A 20,552-nucleotide genomic window follows, 5' to 3' on the forward strand; every position below is an offset into this window, starting at 1 on the left:
GAAGCTCCTTGCAGGCGGGGACCGCGCCGCCTCTTCAATGGGTCCACGGCATGCGTGGAGGGTCCGGAACGCCCGCAGACAGGGGCGACGGCGGCCAGTATCATCGCCTTTTACGGTGGCACCAAAATGGATCCCATCGACAGGAGCGATGGATCAATGCCCTATTCCCCCGAATCCCTGCAGGCCTTCGTGGAAGCGGCCGCGCTGGGCTCGTTCTCGGCGGCGGCGCGCCGCCTGCGCAAGACCCAGTCAACGGTCAGTACCGCCATTGCCCATCTGGAGGCCGACCTGGGCGTGAGCCTGTTCGACCGCAGCGGGCGCTACCCCCGGTTGACCGAGGCCGGGCGCCAGGTGCTCGGCCATGCCCAGGAAATCCTCGCCGCCGATGCCCGCCTGCAGCAGTTGAGTGTGCGCCTGGCCGCGCCGGTCGAAGCGCGGCTGACCGTGGTGTTCTCCGACGTGTACCAGCTCGATCCGGAGCAGCGCGTGCTGCAGCGCTTTGCCGAAGCATTCCCGGAGATCGAACTGGAATGGCTGGATGCCGAAGGCGATGACGTGCTGGAGCTGGTCGGCAGCGGCCGCGCCGCGCTGGGCCTGCTGCCGCAACAGGAAAGCTATCCGGATGGCCTGATGGCCCGGCCGTTGGCCCATCACAGCGAACTGTCGGTGTACGTGGCGCGCGAGCACCCACTGGCCAGCGCCGGCCGTCGCAGCGCCGCACAGCTGGCGCGGCACCGGCAGGTGCGATTGAGTGCGGAGGTCGATCAATCCCACATCGTCACCGGCCTGGCCTGGACCGCCACCGACTATCTGATGGTGATGGAGATGGCCGAGGACGGCATCGGCTGGGCCGAGCTGCCGCGGGCACTGGTGCAACGTTATGACCGCGGGCGACTGGTGGAACTGACGCTGCCCGGCTGGCCGCGGCGCATCCACAGCGACCTGCTCTGGCGCCGCGACGCGCCGCCGGGACCGGCCGCACTGTGGTGGGCCGACGCGTTGGGGTGATACGAGTTGCCGGCCAGCGGCCGGCACTACCGGTCAACGATGGGCGAGCGCGTAATCCAGTGCCGCGCACACCGCGGCCACCTGCGCGTCGTTGCACTGCTGCGGGGTCGCCCGGGAGCTGTCCGGGTAGACCTCGGTGGTGGTAGTGAACTTCGCACCGGTGATGCCCGCGCACAGTCCCAGCTTCACCAGCGGATATTCGATCACGCCGTGGGCCACCAGCGGCGAACCGATGATCTCGCCCTTGTCGTCAGCCGGCGCGATGTGGGTGACCTTCTCCACCGCGGCGATCACCGCCTGCTGGAAGACCGGCTGCGGGTTCTCGCTGTCATCCACCAGGTAGAAGCCATCGGGGATCAGGCCCGGTTCGAACGGCCTGCCGTCACGCGCGGCCAACGCCGGGCGGAACTCGCTCTCGTCGCTGTCGGTGGTCTCGTGCAGGTCGATGTGCAGCACGAACTGGCCCTTGTACGGCGCGATCAGATCGATCACCGCCGTTGATTCACGCGCCGGGCCGTCGGCGCGGAAGTTGCGGTTCGGGTCGATCGCATCGAAGTTCCAGCGGTTGATGCGCTCGAAGCCCCACGGATTCACGCACGGTGCCACCAGCAGATTGGCCTTGCCGGCGTAGTCGGCGGCGTGCTTTTCGAGGAATTCCAGCGCGCCCATCACGCCGCTGGTCTCATAACCGTGCACGCCACCGGTAACCAGGGCAGCCGGCAGCACCGGGTTCCAATCGCGGCTGCGCAGAGCGAACAGGGTGTAGGTCTCGCCAGCGTAGTCGAGCTGGCCGTAGGCCACCTTGTCGAAGCGCGAGGCCAGCGCCTCGATGCGCGGCAGCACTTCCTCGTCATAGCGACGCAGGCGCTGCTGGCGGCCACGCCACGTCTCCCGTTCCGCCGCTCCCCACGGCTGGCCAGGGGTTCCGACGGGGTAGAAGGCGGCTTGGGACATGGCAGATCTCAGCGAGTCAGGAAGCGATCGCCCACTCTACCACTGGGGGAACAGCGTGAACCGGCGGCGCATTCCATTGGCGAATGGAATCAGCAATAATTCTCATTTACCGCCTTCCACAGCCCGCACCGATGCCCATCCCTGCCCTGCAACCGGCCCGCCTGCCGCTGGCCGCCGCCCTTACCCTGTGCCTGCTCCCGGCCGCCACCGCCTTCGCCCAGGACGGCGCCACCACGCTGGACAGCATCCAGGTCTCGGGCAGCTGGCTGGGCACCGGCCTGCATGACAGCGTGAAGAGCTTCGCCGGCGCGCGCACCGTGGTCGACCGCCAGCGCATCGAGGCCAGCGGCGCGGCCAGCCTCGGCGATGCGATGCGCCGCATCCCCGGCGTGCAGGTCACCGACAACTCCGGCACCGCGGGCAGTTCGGTGTCGCTGAACATCGGCGTGCGCGGCCTCACCGGGCGCTACTCGCCGCGCTCGACCGTACTGTTGGACGGCGTGCCGCTGGCGGTGGCGCCGTATGGCCAGCCACAGCTGTCGTTCGCGCCGACCAGCCTGTCCAACATCGAGTCGATCGACGTGGTGCGCGGCGGCGGCGCGGTGCGCTACGGGCCGCAGAACGTGGGCGGCATCATCAACTTCAGCACCCGCTCCATTCCCACCGAGGCCGGCCTGCACGGCGAAGCCGGCATGCGCTACACCGCCTACGACCATGGCGGCGGTGACAGCACCCAGTACAACGCCTTCCTCGGCGGTACCGGCGACAATGGCCTGGGCGCGGCCCTGCTGTACTCCGGCCAGGATGGTCGCGGCTGGCGCCGGGGCAGCGATGACCGCTTCAATGATCTCGCGCTGAAGTTCGCCTACGCCATCGATGCGCAGCAGGAACTGCGCGCCAAGCTGTCCTACTACGATGTGCGCTCACTGACCCCGGGCGGCCTGACCCGCACCCAGTACGAGGCCGATCCGTTCCAGAACACCCGCCCCACCGATTTCTGGAAGGGCCACCGCACCGGCGTCGACCTGGGCTACACCAACACGCTGTCGGCCAACAGCGAGTTCGAGGTGCTGGCCTATTACAACGAGAGCACCCGTGCCAGCTCGCTGATCAACGCCGCCAACACCCAGCTGACCGTGCAGCCGCGCGACTACCGCGTGCTCGGCATCGAGCCGCGCTATACCCAGCGCCTGCACTGGGGCAGCGCGATGCATGACATCACCGCCGGCTACCGCTTCCTGCGCGAGCGCGGCAACGACCGCAGCTACACCGTCGCCCGCCGCACCGGCGCGGCCAGTGCCACCACCCGCTTCGACAACGCCACCGACGCGCACGCCTTCTACATCGACGACCGCATCGCGATCGGCCAGTGGCGGATCACCCCGGGCGTGCGCATGGAGTGGATCGACATGGACCGCCGCCAGACCGGTGGCGCGGCGACCTTCAGCAGCCGCAACGACAAGGCTCTGCCCTCGCTCAACATCGCTTATCTGCTGACTCCGCAGCTGACCGTGTTCGGCAACTACACCACCTCGTTCGGGCCGGTGCAGAACATCCAGCTCAATTCGCAGACGGCCAACAACCCGCTGAACCCGGAAATCGCCAGGACCACCGAGCTGGGCGCGCGCTGGCAGGACGGCGCCCTGCGCGCGGAAGTGACCGTGTTCAAGATGCGCTTCGACAACCAGATCCTGCAGGTGCCGGGAATCACCCCGCCGACCTTCCAGAACATCGGCGCCACCGACCACAAGGGCGTGGAGAGTGCACTGGAGTACCACTTCGCCGAGGACAGTGCGCTGGCCGGGTTGGAGCTGTACGCCAACTACACCTGGACCAAGGCGATCCAGCAGTCGGGCGACAACCGTGGCCTGGACGTGCCGTTCTACTCGCGCGACACCGACAGCGTCGGCGCCCGCTACGCACTGGCCGGCTGGACCTTCAATGTCTCCAGCACCCACCAGAGCGGCCAGTTCTCCGATGCCGCCAACACCTGGGAAGAAACCGCCGATGCGCGCGTGGGCCGCGTGCCGGGCGTGCGCCTGTGGAACGCGCAGGTGGCCTGGCAGGTGCCGGGCCTGGGCGACAGCGAGATTGCGCTGGGCGTGAACAACCTGGCCGACAAGCGCTGGTACACCCGCAACGTTGATGGCAACGCCGGCCGCATGGTGGCCGCGCCGCGCACGTTCTACGTGCAGGGCCGCTACCGCTTCTGAGGCGGTAGCCACCCGATGCGGTGACGGTGGCGCTCACGGTGGCGGCGTATCATGCCGCCACCATGTCACTGCCTGTTTCGCCATCGCGCCTGCATCTGGCCTTCCAGGGCCTGCGCCTGCGCCTGCGTGGCAGCGACCTGTGGTTCATCGCGCTGGCGTTGCTGGTCGGCTTGATCGCCGGCTACCTGACCCTGCTGCAGTCGGGCATCGCGCGCTGGCTGCAGGGCACGCTGTATGGGCTGGACGACGGTATGCGCCTGAGCTCCCTGCCCTCGCTGACATGGACCGCGCTGCTGGTGCTGCCGCTGGGTGGCCTGCTGGTCGGCCTGGTCAGCCTGGCCGCGACCCGGCTCAAGCGGCCCCTGCTCGATGCGGTGGAAGCCAATGCCCTGCATGGCGGCCGCATGTCGATGCGCGACAACCTGATCGTACTGACCCAGACCCTGCTGTCCAATGGCTGCGGCGCCTCGGTGGGTCTGGAGGCTTCGTATACGCAGATGGGCGCCGGCAGTGGTTCGCAGCTGGGCCGGGTGATGCGCCTGCGCCGCAATGACGTGCGCATCCTGGTCGGCGCCGGTGCCGCCGGCGCCATCGCCGCCGCCTTCGGTGCGCCACTGGCGGGCGCGTTCTATGCGTTCGAGATCGTCATCGGCGCCTACACCCCGGCCGCACTGGCGCCGGTGGCGGTGGCTGCACTGGCCGGCGCGTTCGTGGCCGACCAGGCTGGCATCGAGGCCTACCTGCTGCCCGCTGCCTCGACCATCGACGTTCGCGCCGCCGACTACGCCATCTACGGTCTGCTCGGCTGCTGCTGCGCGATGGTCGGCATTGCCATCATGCGGCTGATCGCCTCGATCGAGGGCACGGTCAAGCGCAGCCCGCTGCCTGCCTGGGGTCGGCCGGTGGTCGGTGGACTGCTGCTGATACCGCTGGCCCTGGCCAGCCCGCAGGTGCTGTCGTCCGGACATGGCGCCCTGCACCTGGACCTGACCACGCACCTGCCGCTGATCTGGATCGGCGGCCTGCTGACCCTGAAGTGCCTGGCCTCGGGCATCTCGCTGGGCTTCGGCTTCCGTGGCGGCCTGTTCTTCGCCTCGCTGTTCATGGGCACCCTGGTCGGCGCGCTGTTCGCCGGCCTGCTGGCCATGGCCACCGGCGTGCCGGCGGTCGACGCCACCTCCGCCGCGCTGGCCGGCATGGCAGCGCTGGCCGCAGCCGTGGTCGGCGCGCCGATGACCATGGCCATGCTGGTACTGGAAGGCACCCACGACTTCCTGCTGACCAGCGTGGTGATGAGTGCGGTGCTGGTCTCCAGCACGCTGGTACGGCAGTGGTTTGGTTATTCGTTCTCGACCTGGCGCATGCACCTGCGCGGGGAGACCATCAAGAGTGCCCGCGACGTGGGCTGGGTACAGAACCTCAACGCCGGCCGACTGATGCGCAAGGGCGTGGCCACCGCCCCGTCCGACCTTGACGCCGCCACGTTCCGCCAGCGCTTCCCGCTGGGCTCGGGCAGCCGGGTGATCCTGATCGACAGCGAGGGCCACTACGCCGGCATCGTGCAGATTCCGCGCGTCTACGGCGACGGCGTGAAACCGGAGACGGCGATTGGCGAGCTGGCCGAGAACCGTGACGTGTCGCTGTCGCCGTCCGCGGACGTGGTCAGCGTGATGCAGCGCTTCGACCAGACCCAGGCCGATGAACTGGCCGTGGTCGGCGCCGACGGCCAGGTGCTGGGCGTAGTGTCCGAAGCCTTCGTACGCAAGCGCTACGCTGAGGAGCTGGACAAGCGCCAGCGCGAACTGATGGGCGAGCGCGTCGACGACACCGACTGACCCGACAAAAAGGGGACGGAGGGGATTAAGTCGCTTCTGGCACTTTCGAAATCCACGCATGGCGTGGATCTACTGTCACCTCGACCGGGTAGACTCCGGCCATGCGCTTCATTGAGACTTTCCAGGCAGGTCCCTTCGCCGACACCGTGGTCAGCCTGCTGGCCGCCTTCGTGCTGGGTACGTTGATCGGTGCCGAGCGCCAGTACCGGCAACGCACCGCCGGCCTGCGCACCAACGTGCTTGTGGCAGTCGGCGCCGCCGCCTTCGTCGACCTGGGCATGCGCATCGCCGGCAGTGCCGAGGCGGTGCGGGTGATCTCCTACGTGGTCTCCGGTGTCGGCTTCCTCGGCGCCGGCGTGATCATGAAGGAAGGCATGAACGTGCGTGGCCTGAACACCGCCGCCACCCTGTGGTGCTCTGCAGCGGTCGGCAGCTGCACCGGCGCGGACATGCTGGCCGAAGGCGTGCTGCTGACCGTGTTGATCATCGCCGGCAACACCCTGCTGCGGCCGTTGGTGAATGCCATCAACCGCATTCCGATCAACGAGGCAGCGACCGAAGCCACCTACGAGGTGCGCCTGAGCGTGGATGCCGACGCCGTGCCGCGGGTGCGCGAGCGCCTGGTCGATGCGCTGGAAGCGGCGCAGTATCCGGTGGGCGATGTGCAGGTGGTCGAGCATGCCGACGCGCCTACCGATGTGATCGCGGTGCTGGTCAGTACGGCCGTGAGTGCCGATGAACTGGACGTGGTGCTGGCACGGATGGAGCAGGTGCCGGGCGTGCTGCATGCCACGTGGGAAGTCAGTACCCGCGATTGATTCAACCGCCCATCCGCTGCTGTGCGCGCAACAGTTTCCGGAACGAACCGCACTTGCGGGCATCCTCCGCCTGCGGGCAGGCCGCTGCGCGCTGCAGGTGCCGGCGCACCCGCTGCAACCGGGTGATCTGCCGCTGCAGCACCTCGGCTTGTGCCAGCAGTGCCTCGCGGTCGAGTGAGATGCACCCCTGCTGCGACGGCAGCGATGCACCGATCTGCTGCAGCGACAGCCCGGCCGCCTGGCCCAGGCCGATCAGCGCCAGCCGTTCCAGCACCTGCGCGTCGTACTGCCGGCGCAGGCCGCGGCGCCCCAGCGCCTGCAGCAACCCCAGCTGTTCGTAGTAGCGCAGGGTCGAGGCCGGCACGCCACTGCGCTTGACCACCTCGCCGATATCCAGTTCGCGCACGGGCTTGACCTCAAGTGACCTTCAAGCACCAAGCTATGGGCAACTACCCGGCGAGGCAAGGCCATGGCAAGCACATCTCCCATTGATCAGAACGCCCTGTGGAACGGCCCTGGCGGCCAGGCGTGGGTTGCGCAACAGGCTGTTCTTGACGGCCTGTTCCAGCCGATGGCTGACCTGCTGGTCACCGAACTTCCTGAGACCGTTACCGAACTGCTCGACATCGGCTGCGGCACCGGCGCCAGCCTGCTGGCCGCGGCCGCAGCGCGTCCCGCGGCACATTGCACCGGCCTGGACATCTCCGCGCCGATGCTGGCGCTGGCCCATCAGCGCGCCAAGGCGGCAGGACTGGACGCGGACTTCATCGTGGCAGACGCGCAGCGCCATCCGCTGCCGCCCGCGCACTTCGACTGGATCCAGTCGCGGCTGGGCGTCATGTTCTTCGAGGACAGCCAGGCCGCGTTCGCCAACCTGCATCGTGCCAGGACACCGGGCGCTGGGCTGCGCTTCATCGCGTGGCGCAGTGCCGGGGAGAATCCGTTCATGACCACCGCCGAGCGCGCCATTGGCGATGAACTGGATCTTCCGCCCCGCGTACCCGGCGCACCGGGACAGTTCGCTTTTGCCGATGGCGAGCGCGTGCAGCGCCTGTTGCAGGCCGCCGGCTGGAATGACGTGGAAGTGGTTGCGGTGGACCTGCCCTGTTCGCTCGCCCGCGAAGACCTGCCGACCTATGTCGGTCACCTGGGACCGTTGGGACTGGCCCTACGATCGATGCCGGAAGCCCGCGCCGCAGTGCTTCGCGAAAAAGCATTGGCCGCATTCGCGCCGTTCATCGAAGGTGACCGCGTTCGCGTGGATGCCGCATGTTGGTTGATCCGCGCCCACGCTTGAAAAAAGGGGACGGAGGGGATTAAGTCGCATATGCCCCGGTTGTGCCGGAAACGACTTAATCCCCTCCGTCCCTTTTTCTGCTAGAGGGCCTCGCCGGCGTCGGCCAGGCGCGATTCGATCAGTGCGTACCACTGCTGCAGCACGTCGATCAGCATGTCCAGCTCGGCATCGGTGCGCTGTGCGCGGCCACTGCGCAGGCAGGCCTGGGCTTCCTGCAGCTGGGCCAGGAACCCGGCCACGGTATCGGCCTGCAGGATCAGGCCCGGCAGGCGCCGCCCGGGGATGCGCACCACGGCATGGTTGCCGAGCTGGCCGTACACGCTGAGCGTAGCTTCCGTCTTCATGGAGAGGGGCAGGAATTGGGCATTCATCGCGTGCACCGTTTGGAAACCTGAGCCGCGGGCAGGCGTGGACGACGGGGGAGACGTTGCCACGCCTGCCGGCGGTCAGGGGGGACTCGGGATGCCGGGGCATCGCCCCGGCGCAGGAAGGTCAATGTGGCTGTGCCATCCCGGCGATCTGCACGCGCCGGTTCGGCGCCAGGCAGGCAATCAGCTCGCGCCGGTTGCGCTGCTCGCACTGCACGATCGGCTCGGCCGCACCGTGCCCTTCGGCACTGATGCTGGCTGCAGGCACGCCCCCCTGCACCAGCGCGTTGCGCACGGCATCGGCGCGGCGCTGCGACAGTGCCTGGTTGTAGCTGGCGCTGCCAATGCGGTCGGTGTAGCCGGTTACCTTGATCGACTGCACCTGCGCGGCCTCGCGTACCTGCGCCAGGATGCCCTGCACCGCCTGCTGGCCTTCGGCGCTGAGTACCGCGCTGTCGAATCCGAACAGCGCGTCGGCCGACAGCCGCAGGGGCTGCTCCGGCAGCGGTGCCGGTGCCAGCGGCGCTGGTGGCCGCGGCGGTTCGAGCACGGCCGCGCACGACTCCGGCTTCCAATAACCGCCCTGCGCGATGCCCTTGCTGTCGAAGCGCACCTGGAACTGGCAGGTGAAGTACTCCGCGCCCTGCGCGGTGCGGAAGTTGAACAGGTAGTTCCACTCGCGCACGCCCCACATGCCTTCATTGAAGTGCGGTGTGCCCAGCAGCGTGTACAGCTGCCGCTTGCTCATGCCCGGCGCGAAGCGGCGCAGGTCGGCGACGTCGGGATAGATGCCTTCCTTCAGCGAGGCCTTGGAGGCCTCCGGGAAGTGCACGGCGGTAGCTTCGGCAGGACCGTCGGCGGCCGGCGCATGGCTGCGGCAGGCGGCCAGCAGGCCCATCCCCAGGATCAGGCCCAGCGTGGCGGCACATTGGCCGGCGCGGGCGATGCGATGCTGTTTCATGTCGTTCCCCCTGTAGACGTTTCCGCGATGCCGGGCCGCGGGTGCGGCCCGGCGGCGGGGATCACCACTGGATGCCGGCACCGACGGCCACACCGGCCTCGCCACGGCTGTTGGTCGAACCGCTGAACTTGTAGATCCAGCGGCCGCCTTCGGAGACACCGGAGATACCGACCGCCACGCCCGATTCGCCGTTGTAGCTGCCGGCGGCGATCGAGGCCATGCTGCGGCCCGCCTCGCTCGGCTGCGGCAGCGCTGCGGTGGCCATCGCCGACGCGATACCGGCCGAAGCACGATTGTCGGTCTTGCGCAGGTCGCGCTCGAAGCCGCCCATGCGCTCGTCGGTGTAGGCCTTGGACCAGTCCAGGGTCTGCGCCATGCCCGACTTCAACTGGTCCACATTGACGGCATCGGTGCCAGCAGTACCGGCGGCGACGTTGCGCACCGTGGTCGGGCCGCTGCTGGTGCTGCCCAGGGTGACACTGTTGTAGTTGGTCGCGCCGTTCACCGTGGTGTCGTAGCGGATCGTGCCCTGCTGCGAAGCCTGCAGCTGGCGCACGTTGACCGCATCGGTGGCCTGCGAGCCGTCTGCCACGTTGACCACCTGGCGTTCGGCACCGGCGGCACCGACAGAGACCGTGTTGGCCCGGTTCGCCACCGAACCCGCACCCAGCGCCACCGAGTTGTCGGCCTGCGCCTGCGAACCATTGCCCAGCGCGGTCGAGTTGGCACCGGCGGCGGTGGAGCCTGCGCCGCCGGCGGCCGAGTTGGCGCCGCTGGCGGACGGATCGGCCAGGTTGTTGGTGTTGTTGGCGCGGAAGCTGCCCGCCACGTTGGTGATGTTCTGGATCTTCTGGTCGGTGTACTTCTTCGACTCGTCGATGGCGTAGTTCACGCCGTTCTTCAGTTGGCCGACATTGGTCGCGTCATAGGTGTCCGAGCCATCGGCTACGTGGGTGATCTTGCGTTCGCTGCCACTGCTGCCGACCGAGACCTCACCGGCCGAATTGCTGGCACCGGTCTGCCCGTAGGCGCCGGTGTAGCCGCTCTGTGCACCGACGCTGGCGACCGAACCGGCACCCAGCGCCACGCTGTTGCCGGCACTGCTGCTGGCACCGTTGCCGACCGCCACGCTGTTCGCACCGGCTGCGCTGGCCTGCGGGCCGACCGCCACCGCTTCCGCACCTGCCGCGGTGGCTGCGGCCGCCGTTGAGTTGACCGCCAGGTACGCACTGCCACCACCGCCATTGGTGATGCGCTGGTTTAGGACCTTCAGCGAGCCGTCGACAGCGGTGAAGGCGGCGGTGACGTTGTTGTAGTCGCCGCTGGTGAAGGTGCCATCGGTGGCGATGCTGGAGATGCTGAACGTCGGCGCGGTCCACACGTTGGTGGTGCCGTTGTAGGCGGTGGTGCCGCCGAAGTAGGTGGCGATGGTGCTGTTCGTGCTGAACAGCTGGTCGCCGGTGATGGCATCACTGCTGCCAGCCAGGATGCTGCCGGCGGCGACGTTGGTGATCTTCACCGCGCCGGTGCCGGTACCCGTCAGCGTCACGCTGTTGAGCACGTTGCCACTGCCATCGACGTCGTACTTCACGGCCAGCTTGTCGATCTCGCCGGTCTGGTCGGCAACGTTGGCCAGCGAGTTGCTGACGGCATCGAACGCGGTGCCAACATCGTTGTAGCTGCCCTTGGTCACGGTGCCGTTGGCGGCGACGTTGTTGATCGAGTAGGTCGGTGCGGTCAGTACGCCGTTGGCATCGACCGCGGCACCACCGCCCAGATGGGTGGCTACCGCCTGGTTGGCGGCAAACAGCTGGGCACCATTGATGGCCTCACTGCTGGTGGCACTGACCTGGCCCGGGCCAAGGTTGCGCAGCGTGGTTGCCGTGCCGGTCTGGCCCAGCGTGGCGCTGGCGTAGTTGACACTGCCATCGGCGTTGAGGTCATAGCGCAGCGCGCCCTGTTCCGATGCCTGCAGCTGGCCAACATTGACCGCGTCGGTCGCAGCAGTACCGGCCGCCATGTTGGTGACCTGGCGCTCGGCACCGGCCGCACCGATGGACACGCTGTTGGCACGGTCGGCCAGGCTGCCGGCACCCACCGCGATACTGTTGGCGGCAGTGGCGCGGGCGTTGGTACCGACCGCGATCGAGTCGGCGCCGGTGGCCAGCGCCTCGGTACCGGTCGAGTTCACCCGCAGGTACTTGGTGCCACCGTTGCGGATGTCGGTGATCTGCGTATTGAGGTTGACCAGCGAGCCATCGACTGCGGCGAAGGCATCGGTGGCATTCTCATACAGGCCCTTGGCGATGGCACCACCAGTGGAGATCGTGCTGATCTCGAACAACGGTGCAGTAAAGATGCCGCTGGCCGGATCGAAAGCCGCACGACCACCGAAGAAACTGGCGATGGCACTGTTGGTAGCCGCCAGCTGGCCGCCGTTGACCGCCTCCAGGCTACCGGCGGTGACCGCGCCGGCGGCAAGATTGCCGATGGTGGTGGTGCCGGTGCCTGCGCCGAGCGTGACCCGGCGATAGTTCGGGTTGCCCGAGCCGTCCAGGTCATAGGTGACCGCTGCGGAGGCCACATCGTCGATCAGACTGATGGCGCCCTTCAGCTGGGCCACGTTGACAGCATCGGTATTGGCGCTGCCCGCGGCAAGGTTGGTGATCTGGCGCTCGCCGCCACCGGCCGTGCCCACCGACACTTCGCCGGCCGAGACCTGGGGTGCGGTGAGGCCGTACGCGCTGTAGCTGGCCTGAGCGCCGCGCAGTGCAGCGGAGCGGTAACCCAGCGCGACCGAGTTGGCCTGGTTAGAAGTGGCTTCGGCACCCAGCAGGGTCTGTCCGTTGGCGGTGCCCACGGCACTGTCACCGACGACGACCGAGTGGCCCATGCGGGCGGCATAGTCGGCCGTCGGCACGCCGGTCGGATTGCTGGGATCGTTCACGCCATCGCCGGGGAAGGCGACATTGGCATCGACCTTCGGCAGTTCATGGCGTGCATTGGCACCGATCACCACTTCCTTGGACCCGTTGGCGAAGGCGCCATCGCCCATCAACACCTGGTAGTCCTGTGCCGCGTTGACCGCCCAGCAGGAAATATCGGCCAGCGCGATGTCCAGGCACTTGGCCGCCCACGCCGGCGAGTCGGTTGGCAGAAGGAGGCCCAGCAGGCCACCGGGATTGCCGTTGTTGATGTTGTAGATGTAACTGTCGGAAGTCACGCCACCGATCAGGGTCAGGTGCGAGCTGCCGCCCGTGGCTGCGCCGCCCAGGCCATTGAGCGTGCTGCCGACCGGCGACAGGTTGACCACAGGCAGGCCCAGCACATTGACCGTCGAATAGGTCTGCATGACGTTGGCGTTGCTGAGCTTGAGATTGCCGTTGCTCAGGTAGCCGTTGCCGCCGAACAGGCTGGTGGTGGTCGGCCCGATCAGCTGGCCGACATTGCCGACCAGGCCACCGGTGCCGATGATCAGGCCAGCATTCGGGTCGGCCGGCGCGGGCGCCTTCGGACTGGTTGGCGGAATCGCCGAGGGTTGGGTCAGGCCGAGGCTGCCCAGCGTGCCTCCCACCAGGCCACCCACGGCGCTGCCCAGGTTGCCGACGGTGCCATTGAGATTGCCGTTGAGCAGGTTGCCCACCGCGCTTCCGACACTGCCCAGCGTGCTGCCCAGCACGCCGCCCAGGCCGCCGGTGGGGCTGCCGGTGGTGCCGTTGAGAATGCCGCCCACGGCGCTGCCGACCTGGCCAACGGTGCCGTTCAGTGCGCCGCCCACTGCACTTCCAACGGTACCGACAGTGCCGTTCAGAGCACCGTCCACGGCGCCGCCGACCTGGCCGACGGTGTTGTTGAGCGTGCCACCCACGGCGCCGCCAACCTGGCCGACGGTGCCGTTCAGTGCGCCGCCCACTGCACTTCCAACGGTACCGACAGTGCCGTTCAGAGCACCGCCAACTGCGCCACCGACTGCGCCGACCGCGTTGTGGAGCGTGCCGCCCACTGCACTTCCAACGGTACCGACAGTACCGTTCAGAGAACCGCCAACTGCGCCACCGACTGCGCCCACCGTGTTGTTGAGCGTGCCACCCACGGCGCCGCCAACCTGGCCGACGGTGCCGTTCAGTGCGCCGCCCACTGCACTTCCAACGGTACCGACAGTACCGTTCAGAGCACCGTCCACTGCGCCGCCGACTGCGCCAACCGTGTTGTTGAGCGTGCCGCCCACGGCGCTGCCGACCTGGCCGACGGTGCCGTTCAGTGCGCCGCCCACTGCACTTCCAACGGTACCGACAGTGCCGTTCAGAGCACCGTCCACTGCGCCGCCGACTGCGCCTACCGTGTTGTTGAGCGTGCCGCCCACGGCGCTGCCGACCTGGCCGACGGTGCCGTTCAGTGCGCCACCCACCGCGCTACCAACTGCACCCGCGGCACTGTGAAGCGTCCCACCGACAGCACCCACCGCACCACCCACCAGGTTGCCGACGCCCAGTGCGCTGTGCTGCGCCGCGACGGTCGCCTGTCCGGCCAGCTTCAGGTTGCGATCGGCCACTACCTCCTGACCGTCCGGCGCCTGCACGCGCACCTTGCCGGCGACGCCGGCATCGAACGCGGCGCTGATGGCACGATCATGGGTTTCACCCGGCAGCTCCTCCTTGGCCGGCAGCGTGACTGCCGCCGTCGCCCGGGCCTGGCCCTGCCCTTCGATGTGATGGCCAGCGACCGCCAGATGCGTGTCGGCCTTGCCGTCGACGGTGGCTTTCAGCCCAGGCAGTGATCCGGCGGCTGCACCGCTGAGGCCGGCGGCCGCCCGGGCACCCGTATCGATCGAAGCGACCTGGCGGCCAGCGATGCCGACCTTGGCCCTGGCGCGCGCATCGGCAGCGACGCCCAGCGGCGCCTGGGCGCCGGGCGCAACGTGCGCAGCCAGCGATGCATCCACCTGTGCCGCCCTGGCCGCAGCGTTGCCCACGCCAACATTGGCGCGGACATCAGCCGCCAGCGCCGGCACGGCCACTTGCTTCGGCACGGTGTTCGCTGCCAGCTTCACCTGCACGGTGGCCGGCAACACGTCAGGTACCAGCGGCAGCGACGTGGTATTCAACTGCAGGCCCAGACGAGCATCCGCACTGATTGCGGGGCTGTTCTGCGCCTGCCGCGCGGCGGCAGCCAGGGCCACTTCCGCGTCAACCTTGACCGGCATCGGCTGCGCATACTTTGCCGCGAGTGCTTGCAGGTCACGCAGCGATTGATTGGTTTCCGAGGCCCCAGCGTGACCGCTGGCCAGCGCACACAGCAGTGCCAGCGCCAGGGCCGTGGGCATCAGCAGGAAGGCGCGCGGATCGCGTGCGGCGCTGCCGCCGCTGTCGCCGGTGGCCAGTTCCGAGGCCACAACCAGAGCATTGAGCTGGCGGTTCCATACACGCCGGTAGATGCGGTTCATGAGCATTTCCCCCGTAGGCGAACAACTGGAATGTCAGTGGACTTGCCGCTAGGCAGGTGACTGACATTTCAGCGGTTGCAACGAGGGCGGTGCACTTCAATCCGGCACGGCAATCGCGCATTCCGGCAAATCCACGGCCGGAATCGGCAGCCGGCTATGCATAAGCGGCAACACGATCGGCAAGCGGATACGCAATTCCGGCATAAACACCGCGAAAACCCTCGCCGGGCCTGGATCAGGCCGGTTGGCCGATCTGCGCGGGTGCGCGCATCAGGGTGTCGCGCGGCAGTTCGCCGAATACCTTGCGGTAGTTGTCAGCGAAGCGCGACAGGTCCCACAGCCCGCAGCTCAGGGCGATCGCCTTCACCGAGCGACGGCTGGAGTCTGCCATAGACAGGCTGCGGCAGGCCGCGCACAGGCGCAGCATGGAGAGGTAGCGGTTCGGCGAGGTTCCAAACAGGTCCTCGAACGCATAGCGCAGGCCGCGCTCGCTGACGCCGGCGGCATCGCAGATCTCGTTCATGTAGATGTTGCGACGCAGGTTGAGCCGCATGAAGTTCTCTGCACGCTGCGCGATCAGATAATGCGTGCGCCGCGCACGGGTGCAGCCCGGGCGATCCGCCGCACCGGCGCCCAGCAGGGCCTGCACATGCTCATGCAGCAGGTTCTCGGTTTCATCCGGCTGCAGCCCTGCCCCCTGTCCCAGCTGCAGGTGCAGCTGCTGGTAATGGCGCGCCAGCGGCGTGGCGTCGCTGGCCAGGTTGAACAGCGAAAGTGCCTGGCCAGCAGGTGGCGTGCTGCGCAGGCTCAGTTCGGTCAGCTTGCGCTGGACGCGGGCCACCGGCACCAGCATCAGGGTCATGTGCGTGCCCGGGCTCAGGGTGAACTCACTGATGCCCTCCGGCATGATCGTCAGCGCCATGCCCGGCGTGAGCGGCACGCCGTGGCACCAGCTCATCGTTTCATCGGTGGCGTGCAGGTACCCCAGCATCGCCCAGTCCGGCGGCAGCATGAAACGGCCACGGCAATGGAAGCCGCAGCTGATGCTGCAGAACAGGGCTTCCTCGTGCACGCGCGAAGCGAACGCCGCCCGTGGCCCGTTGCCATCCAGCAGCAGCAGTTCGACATCACAGACGCGAAGCACGCCGCTCAGCGTGGCCAGGTCTATCGACCGAAGGCCGCTGTCGTCGCTGTCCTCTACCCCACCATCGACCATGACAGTGTTGTCCCCCCGTTGATCCGCCATCCGCTGCGGCCCCCACTGCCTGACAGGGCGCGCAACGATCCAGAATCCATTTCCGTTGCCACGCCGGCGGCGCCGGCGTCGATGCGATCGTACAAATCAATGCAAGAGCTTGAATGCGAGTATGCCCAATAATCGGCAAAGGTAAACCCGCGGCCCGGCATGATGAAAATGGATACACAAGTGAAGAAAATGTCGGAGCGGCTGGCACGGTTTTCGCATGGACCACAAAGCGAATCACATTATCTGCACGACAATGAATCGTTTTGCGTGCGAAAGGATTTTCGTCACAGAAACCGTCTGAAATTTTCAGGCTTCCGGGGTTTCTGCCGAATTTGCATATAGGTTCCGGTTGCAGCCAACCGCCATTCAGGCAAAGTCGACATTACGGTGATCCGGCCACCTGATCTGGCCGCACCCAGGGGGACAGCATGACCACGCACGCATCACTGGATGCCTCGACCACCGGCCCCGGGCCGTCCGGTCGCGACCGTGCGGCCGATGTCCCGCCTGGAAGCGATCACCCTGCTTGAGCACAGCGGGCCAGTCCCGCCGTGCCTCCTCCGCCAGGACGCGCGGAGGCCCACGGACGATCCCGGCGGAGCCGGGCCACCGCCCAACGCAGGTGTACTGCATCCGCAGACAGGTAGAGGGAGATTGGTCATGAACGCATCGATCCGCAAATTCCTGAAGGAAGAAGACGGCGTCACCGCGCTCGAGTACGGGCTGCTGGCTGCCGTCATCGCTGGCGTCCTGATTGCGGTCGGCAACGACCAGATCAAGGGGTTCTTCGAAACGCTGTTCAAGAACCTCTCCGCACTGGCCACCAAGGCGTCGGGCTCGACGACCTGAGCGGCGACCGCGCGCGGCCGGCAGGGCCGCGACGGCGGGGCGCATGGAACCAGGCGAAGACCGTCCAGTGACGGACGATGGAGTGTGCGATGACAGTGCTGGGATTGTTGGCCATCGGCGTCTGCCTGCGGATCGCGATCAGTGATCTGTATGCCCGTCGGGTGCCCAACACCTGGCTGGTCGCCGCATGCGTGATCGCCACTGCGGTGATCGTGGTCGGCCAGTTCAGTGCGCCGCGCCAGCCGTGGCTGCCCCACCTGGCCGGCGCGGCGATCGGCCTGTTGGCGCTGCTGCCGTTCCATGCCCTGCGCTGGATGGGCGCCGGGGACGTGAAGTTCTTCGCCGTGGTGGGCCTGATGCTGGGCTGGCAGGCGCTGCTGCCGGTCTGGCTGGTAGCGAGCCTCGCGGCTGGGTTGCATGCCGTGCTGGTGCTGGCCGGTCGCCGCCTGGGCGTGCTGCTGCCCGGTCACCTGCAGATGCAGGTCAACCGCACCAGCACGCAGTGGCAAGCGCATCCGGTGCTGCGTGACATGCAGGCCGCCCGCCAGGGACGACGTGGCATTCCCTATGCAGCCTACCTGGCACTGGCCGCCATCGGCTGGGTGCTGGCCAGCATCTACGGAGGTGCACCATGAACATCCGCAGCCCACGCCTGCAACGCGGTGTCGCCAGCATCGAGTTCGCCCTGATGCTGATGCTCGGCCTGTTGCCGCTGCTGCTGTTCACCTTCTCCGGGGTGATGATCATGGCGGCGCAACAGACCCTGGCCACCGCCTCGGCCGAAGGCGCGCGTGCCTCGCTGCGCTACGGCACCGCCAGCGAACGACGCACAGCCGCCTGCGTCGCCGCACGCACCTCGATGCAATGGTTGCTGCAGTTTTCCAGGCAGAACGTGGACTGCAGCGCGGGGGGCAGCAACGCCATCGTGGTGTCGGCACAGGCGCCCTGCGCCGGTCTGGCCACGGCCCAGTGCATGACCGTGACGGTCAGCTACGACTACGCCAACCATCCCTTCCTGCCCGGCACCGCCACGCTCTACAAGTGGGTGATGCAGGCCCCCATCCGCAGCGTCGCGGTCGCGCAGCTCGATCTCGGCAGCGGCAATTGATGATCGGTACTTTGGAGACGGTTCCATGCTCAAGTTGACCCGCATCGCTGCCGTCGCCCTGATCGGCCTGGCCGTGCTGCTGGCGCTGATCGCCTTCATGATCGGGCGCAAACCCGCCGCACCTGCAACGGTCGCGCCAGTCGCTCACAACGAGGCCCAGGCGATCACCGTGGTCGAAGCCGTGGCACGCCTGCCTGCGGGCGAGCCGATCAGCGCCAACGGCCTGCGCCTGGCCCAGCGCACCTCACCCGTCCCCGGCGCCGCTACCAGCATTGCCGCCGTGACCGGCAAGGTGCCGGTGCAGGACATTGCCGAAGGCAGTGTGATCAACGGCAGCGCGTTGGCTCAGGGCTTCTCGCTGCAGCTGCGGCCGGGCGAGCGTGCCCTGGCCGTACCCGTGGACGAACTGGTCGGTGCCGGCAACCGCATCCTTCCCGGTGATTTCGTCGACGTCTTCCTCAACCTCCGCAACGCCCAGCCCAGCATCAACAGCCCTGGCGAAGCGGCGCAGACGCGCCTGCTGCTGTCGCGCCTGCGCGTCCTGAGCTACGGCCAGCAGGACATCGTGCCGCTGGCCACAGAGACTACTTCCGACAGCGAGGCCGACACCCGCAACGACCCGCGCGCTGCCGACATCACCGGAAGTGGCAGCACGCACAGCAGCAATGAAGCGCCGCAACCCGCACGCAGCGCGGTGCTTGCGGTACCGGTGGCCGACGCCAACCGGCTGCTGCTGGGTGCGCAGCAGGGCAAGCTTTTCCTGGCCCTGCGCAATCCCGCCGATACCGGCCTGCCCGACCTGGCGTTGTTCCCGCAATCGCGCGGAGTGATCGACCCGCTGCGTGGGCTCGACGCCGAACAGCAGCTCGCCCTGCAGCGGCCGGAGAACCACGCCTTTGCCGGTATCGACAGCGACGCGCTGGCCGGACGTGGCAGTGCACCGCCACGCAGCACCCCGGATGCACCGGCGCGCGCGCCGGCGTCACGTCGCAGTGCACCGCGCGCGTCGGGGATCGAGATCATCCGCGGCGACAGTTCCGCATCCCGTGCCTCCCTTTGACCTGCATCGAGTGCATCCATGACCGAACGTCGCCGCCGTCCACGCCTCTCCCTCCGCCAGCGCTGGCTGGCCCTGCTGCTGGTGCTGCTGGCGCCGGCAACGAGCGTGGCCGCCGATGACCTGGTGCTGCAGGCGCGCGAGCAGCGTCCCTGGAACCTGCCGGCCGACCTGGAGCGGGTGGCCATTGCCGACCCGGGTGTGGCCGACATCGTGATGCTGCGCGGGCAGCGCCAGGCGCTGCTGGTCGGCAAGACGCCTGGCACCACCACCCTGCTGCTGTGGCACCACAGACAGGCCGAGCCACAGCGGTTGACGGTACGGGTGCAGAGCGCCGTACAGGGCGCTGCCAGCACCGGCGGTACCGGGCTGGTGTTCACCCAGCAGGACCAGCAGGGCCTCCTGCAGGGAAGCACCGACAGCATGCTCACGCACATGCAGGAACAGCGCACTGCGGCGATGGCGCTGGGCAAGGACGGCATGCTTGCCGATGCGTCCACCATCAACAGTGGGGGCGTGGTCCAGGTCGAGGTCAAGGTGGTCGAGTTCAACAAGACCGCGATGAAGCAGATCGGCATCAACTTCCAGAACCGCAACGGGGGCTTCGCCTATGGCTTCGCGCGGCCCGGCACTGGCCTGCCCGGCAATACCGGCCTGCTGCCCGGCATGAAGGAAGGCAACAGCAGCAACGAGGCCGTGTCGCCGATTTCCTCGGCGTTCCGGCTGGTGTTCGGCTCGACCAAGGGACTGTGGAACGCCGATGTCGAACTGCTGCAGAGCAATGGCATGGCCCGCGTGCTGGCCGAGCCGACGCTGGTGGCACTGTCCGGCCAGAGCGCCAGCTTCCTGGCCGGTGGCGAGCTGCCGATCCTGGAGCCGCAGGGGCTTGGCACCACCACCATCACCTACAAGCCCTTCGGCATCGGCCTGACCGTGACCCCAACGGTACTGGCGCCGAACCGGATCGCGCTGAAGGTGGCGCCGGAGGCGAGCGACCTGGACTACAGCAACGCGATCGTGCTCAACAACGTGCAGATTCCCTCGATCACCACCCGTCGCGCCGATACCACGGTCGAGCTGGGCGATGGCGAGAGCTTCGTCATCGGTGGCCTGGTCAGCTCCAACATCGTCTCCAACGTCAACAAGATTCCACTGCTGGGCGACCTGCCGATCATTGGTTCGTTCTTCCGCAACTTCGACTACAAGCGCCAGGACAAGGAGCTGGTGATCATCGTCACCCCGCGTCTGGTGCAGCCGCTGGCACGCAATACCGAACTGCCGCTGCCTGGCGAGCGCGAAGCCAAGCCGCATCTTCCCGAATGGGGATCGTGGTTGCTGGGGCCGGTCAGCCAGGACCCGGTGCCCGGCTTCTCGCGCTGACTTCCATGATGCCTG

General features: G+C 67.8%; 16 protein-coding genes. 10 read left to right on the forward strand and 6 right to left on the reverse strand.

From position 1 onward, the window contains the following. Nucleotides 1-156 precede the first annotated feature (156 nt). The gene (locus tag ACS0OT_RS11630) at nucleotides 157-1,008 is read left to right on the forward strand and encodes a LysR family transcriptional regulator (RefSeq protein ID WP_005416961.1); all 852 of its coding nucleotides are present in this window, start codon (nucleotides 157-159) and stop codon (nucleotides 1,006-1,008) included. Between the two features lie 33 nt (nucleotides 1,009-1,041). On the opposite strand, the gene ACS0OT_RS11635 is transcribed toward ACS0OT_RS11630, so the two are convergent. Continuing rightward, nucleotides 1,042-1,962 carry a M14 family metallopeptidase gene (locus ACS0OT_RS11635; RefSeq protein WP_005416963.1) on the reverse strand — a complete coding sequence of 307 codons (921 nt, stop codon included), beginning with the start codon at nucleotides 1,960-1,962 and terminating at the stop codon, nucleotides 1,042-1,044. A 131-nt stretch (nucleotides 1,963-2,093) separates the two neighbouring features. On the opposite strand from ACS0OT_RS11635, the gene ACS0OT_RS11640 reads away from it, so the two are divergent. The 3 genes from ACS0OT_RS11640 to ACS0OT_RS11650 all read left to right on the forward strand — a co-directional run bounded on the left by ACS0OT_RS11640 (nucleotide 2,094) and on the right by ACS0OT_RS11650 (nucleotide 6,828). Beyond that, a complete protein-coding gene (locus ACS0OT_RS11640) occupies nucleotides 2,094-4,175 on the forward strand; it encodes a TonB-dependent receptor family protein (RefSeq protein ID WP_139727247.1) in 2,082 nt (693 codons plus the stop codon). A gap of 62 nt (nucleotides 4,176-4,237) precedes the next feature. Next, nucleotides 4,238-6,010, forward strand: a complete 1,773-nt coding sequence (locus ACS0OT_RS11645; RefSeq protein ID WP_329888972.1) for a chloride channel protein — start codon at nucleotides 4,238-4,240, stop codon at nucleotides 6,008-6,010. A 101-nt stretch (nucleotides 6,011-6,111) separates the two neighbouring features. Continuing rightward, the gene (locus ACS0OT_RS11650; protein WP_005416969.1) at nucleotides 6,112-6,828 is read left to right on the forward strand and encodes an MgtC/SapB family protein; all 717 of its coding nucleotides are present in this window, start codon (nucleotides 6,112-6,114) and stop codon (nucleotides 6,826-6,828) included. 1 nt (nucleotide 6,829) lies between these two features. Here ACS0OT_RS11650 and ACS0OT_RS11655 read toward each other — a convergent pair whose 3' ends face one another. Continuing rightward, entirely contained in the window at nucleotides 6,830-7,234 is a 405-nt protein-coding gene (locus ACS0OT_RS11655) for a MerR family transcriptional regulator (protein WP_005416971.1), read from the reverse strand. A 63-nt stretch (nucleotides 7,235-7,297) separates the two neighbouring features. Here ACS0OT_RS11655 and ACS0OT_RS11660 point away from each other — a divergent pair, with 63 nt between their 5' ends. Beyond that, the gene (locus ACS0OT_RS11660) at nucleotides 7,298-8,125 is read left to right on the forward strand and encodes a class I SAM-dependent methyltransferase (RefSeq protein ID WP_005416972.1); all 828 of its coding nucleotides are present in this window, start codon (nucleotides 7,298-7,300) and stop codon (nucleotides 8,123-8,125) included. An 80-nt stretch (nucleotides 8,126-8,205) separates the two neighbouring features. Here the strand turns inward: ACS0OT_RS11660 and ACS0OT_RS11665 are convergent, their stop codons facing one another. The 4 genes from ACS0OT_RS11665 to ACS0OT_RS11680 form a co-directional block, all read right to left on the reverse strand. After that, on the reverse strand, nucleotides 8,206-8,469 hold the full coding sequence (locus tag ACS0OT_RS11665) for a DUF6959 family protein (RefSeq protein WP_223224455.1): 264 nt from the start codon (nucleotides 8,467-8,469) through the stop codon (nucleotides 8,206-8,208). A gap of 148 nt (nucleotides 8,470-8,617) precedes the next feature. Next, on the reverse strand, nucleotides 8,618-9,454 hold the full coding sequence (locus ACS0OT_RS11670; RefSeq protein WP_329888973.1) for an OmpA family protein: 837 nt from the start codon (nucleotides 9,452-9,454) through the stop codon (nucleotides 8,618-8,620). 61 nt (nucleotides 9,455-9,515) lie between these two features. Continuing rightward, nucleotides 9,516-14,897 carry an ESPR-type extended signal peptide-containing protein gene (locus ACS0OT_RS11675; protein ID WP_329888974.1) on the reverse strand — a complete coding sequence of 1,794 codons (5,382 nt, stop codon included), beginning with the start codon at nucleotides 14,895-14,897 and terminating at the stop codon, nucleotides 9,516-9,518. Nucleotides 14,898-15,132: 235 nt separating this feature from the next. Then, nucleotides 15,133-16,113 (reverse strand): AraC family transcriptional regulator, encoded by a 981-nt coding sequence (locus ACS0OT_RS11680; RefSeq protein WP_053500175.1) that lies wholly within the window; start codon nucleotides 16,111-16,113, stop codon nucleotides 15,133-15,135. A 690-nt stretch (nucleotides 16,114-16,803) separates the two neighbouring features. Here ACS0OT_RS11680 and ACS0OT_RS11685 point away from each other — a divergent pair. From ACS0OT_RS11685 to ACS0OT_RS11705, 5 genes are all read left to right on the forward strand, one after another. Then, nucleotides 16,804-16,992, forward strand: a complete 189-nt coding sequence (locus tag ACS0OT_RS11685; RefSeq protein WP_005416979.1) for a Flp family type IVb pilin — start codon at nucleotides 16,804-16,806, stop codon at nucleotides 16,990-16,992. Nucleotides 16,993-17,081: 89 nt separating this feature from the next. Then, nucleotides 17,082-17,627 carry an A24 family peptidase gene (locus tag ACS0OT_RS11690; RefSeq protein WP_065185730.1) on the forward strand — a complete coding sequence of 182 codons (546 nt, stop codon included), beginning with the start codon at nucleotides 17,082-17,084 and terminating at the stop codon, nucleotides 17,625-17,627. Continuing rightward, nucleotides 17,624-18,100 (forward strand): TadE/TadG family type IV pilus assembly protein, encoded by a 477-nt coding sequence (locus ACS0OT_RS11695; RefSeq protein WP_005416981.1) that lies wholly within the window; start codon nucleotides 17,624-17,626, stop codon nucleotides 18,098-18,100. The genes ACS0OT_RS11690 and ACS0OT_RS11695 overlap by 4 nt, the downstream gene beginning before the upstream one ends. A gap of 25 nt (nucleotides 18,101-18,125) precedes the next feature. Next, nucleotides 18,126-19,160: a Flp pilus assembly protein CpaB gene (gene cpaB, locus ACS0OT_RS11700; RefSeq protein WP_139727253.1), complete on the forward strand. Its 1,035-nt coding sequence runs from the start codon at nucleotides 18,126-18,128 to the stop codon at nucleotides 19,158-19,160. An 18-nt stretch (nucleotides 19,161-19,178) separates the two neighbouring features. Continuing rightward, nucleotides 19,179-20,537, forward strand: coding sequence for a type II and III secretion system protein family protein (locus ACS0OT_RS11705; RefSeq protein WP_164093279.1), 1,359 nt, complete (start codon nucleotides 19,179-19,181; stop codon nucleotides 20,535-20,537). The last annotated feature ends 15 nt before the right edge of the window (nucleotides 20,538-20,552 follow it).

The sequence above is a fragment of the Stenotrophomonas maltophilia group sp. RY12688 genome (genome assembly GCF_052149045.1).
GTDB lineage: Bacteria > Pseudomonadota > Gammaproteobacteria > Xanthomonadales > Xanthomonadaceae > Stenotrophomonas > Stenotrophomonas sepilia.

Coding starts and splice junctions, on each gene's coding strand:
- ACS0OT_RS11630 (WP_005416961.1), top strand. CDS start 157: ATGCCCTATTCCCCCGAATCCCTGCAGGCCTTCGTGGAAGCGGCCGCG.
- ACS0OT_RS11635 (WP_005416963.1), bottom strand. CDS start 1,962: ATGTCCCAAGCCGCCTTCTACCCCGTCGGAACCCCTGGCCAGCCGTGG.
- ACS0OT_RS11640 (WP_139727247.1), top strand. CDS start 2,094: ATGCCCATCCCTGCCCTGCAACCGGCCCGCCTGCCGCTGGCCGCCGCC.
- ACS0OT_RS11645 (WP_329888972.1), top strand. CDS start 4,238: ATGTCACTGCCTGTTTCGCCATCGCGCCTGCATCTGGCCTTCCAGGGC.
- ACS0OT_RS11650 (WP_005416969.1), top strand. CDS start 6,112: ATGCGCTTCATTGAGACTTTCCAGGCAGGTCCCTTCGCCGACACCGTG.
- ACS0OT_RS11660 (WP_005416972.1), top strand. CDS start 7,298: ATGGCAAGCACATCTCCCATTGATCAGAACGCCCTGTGGAACGGCCCT.
- ACS0OT_RS11665 (WP_223224455.1), bottom strand. CDS start 8,469: ATGAAGACGGAAGCTACGCTCAGCGTGTACGGCCAGCTCGGCAACCAT.
- ACS0OT_RS11670 (WP_329888973.1), bottom strand. CDS start 9,454: ATGAAACAGCATCGCATCGCCCGCGCCGGCCAATGTGCCGCCACGCTG.
- ACS0OT_RS11675 (WP_329888974.1), bottom strand. CDS start 14,897: ATGAACCGCATCTACCGGCGTGTATGGAACCGCCAGCTCAATGCTCTG.
- ACS0OT_RS11680 (WP_053500175.1), bottom strand. CDS start 16,113: ATGGTCGATGGTGGGGTAGAGGACAGCGACGACAGCGGCCTTCGGTCG.
- ACS0OT_RS11685 (WP_005416979.1), top strand. CDS start 16,804: ATGAACGCATCGATCCGCAAATTCCTGAAGGAAGAAGACGGCGTCACC.
- ACS0OT_RS11690 (WP_065185730.1), top strand. CDS start 17,082: ATGACAGTGCTGGGATTGTTGGCCATCGGCGTCTGCCTGCGGATCGCG.
- ACS0OT_RS11695 (WP_005416981.1), top strand. CDS start 17,624: ATGAACATCCGCAGCCCACGCCTGCAACGCGGTGTCGCCAGCATCGAG.
- cpaB (WP_139727253.1), top strand. CDS start 18,126: ATGCTCAAGTTGACCCGCATCGCTGCCGTCGCCCTGATCGGCCTGGCC.
- ACS0OT_RS11705 (WP_164093279.1), top strand. CDS start 19,179: ATGACCGAACGTCGCCGCCGTCCACGCCTCTCCCTCCGCCAGCGCTGG.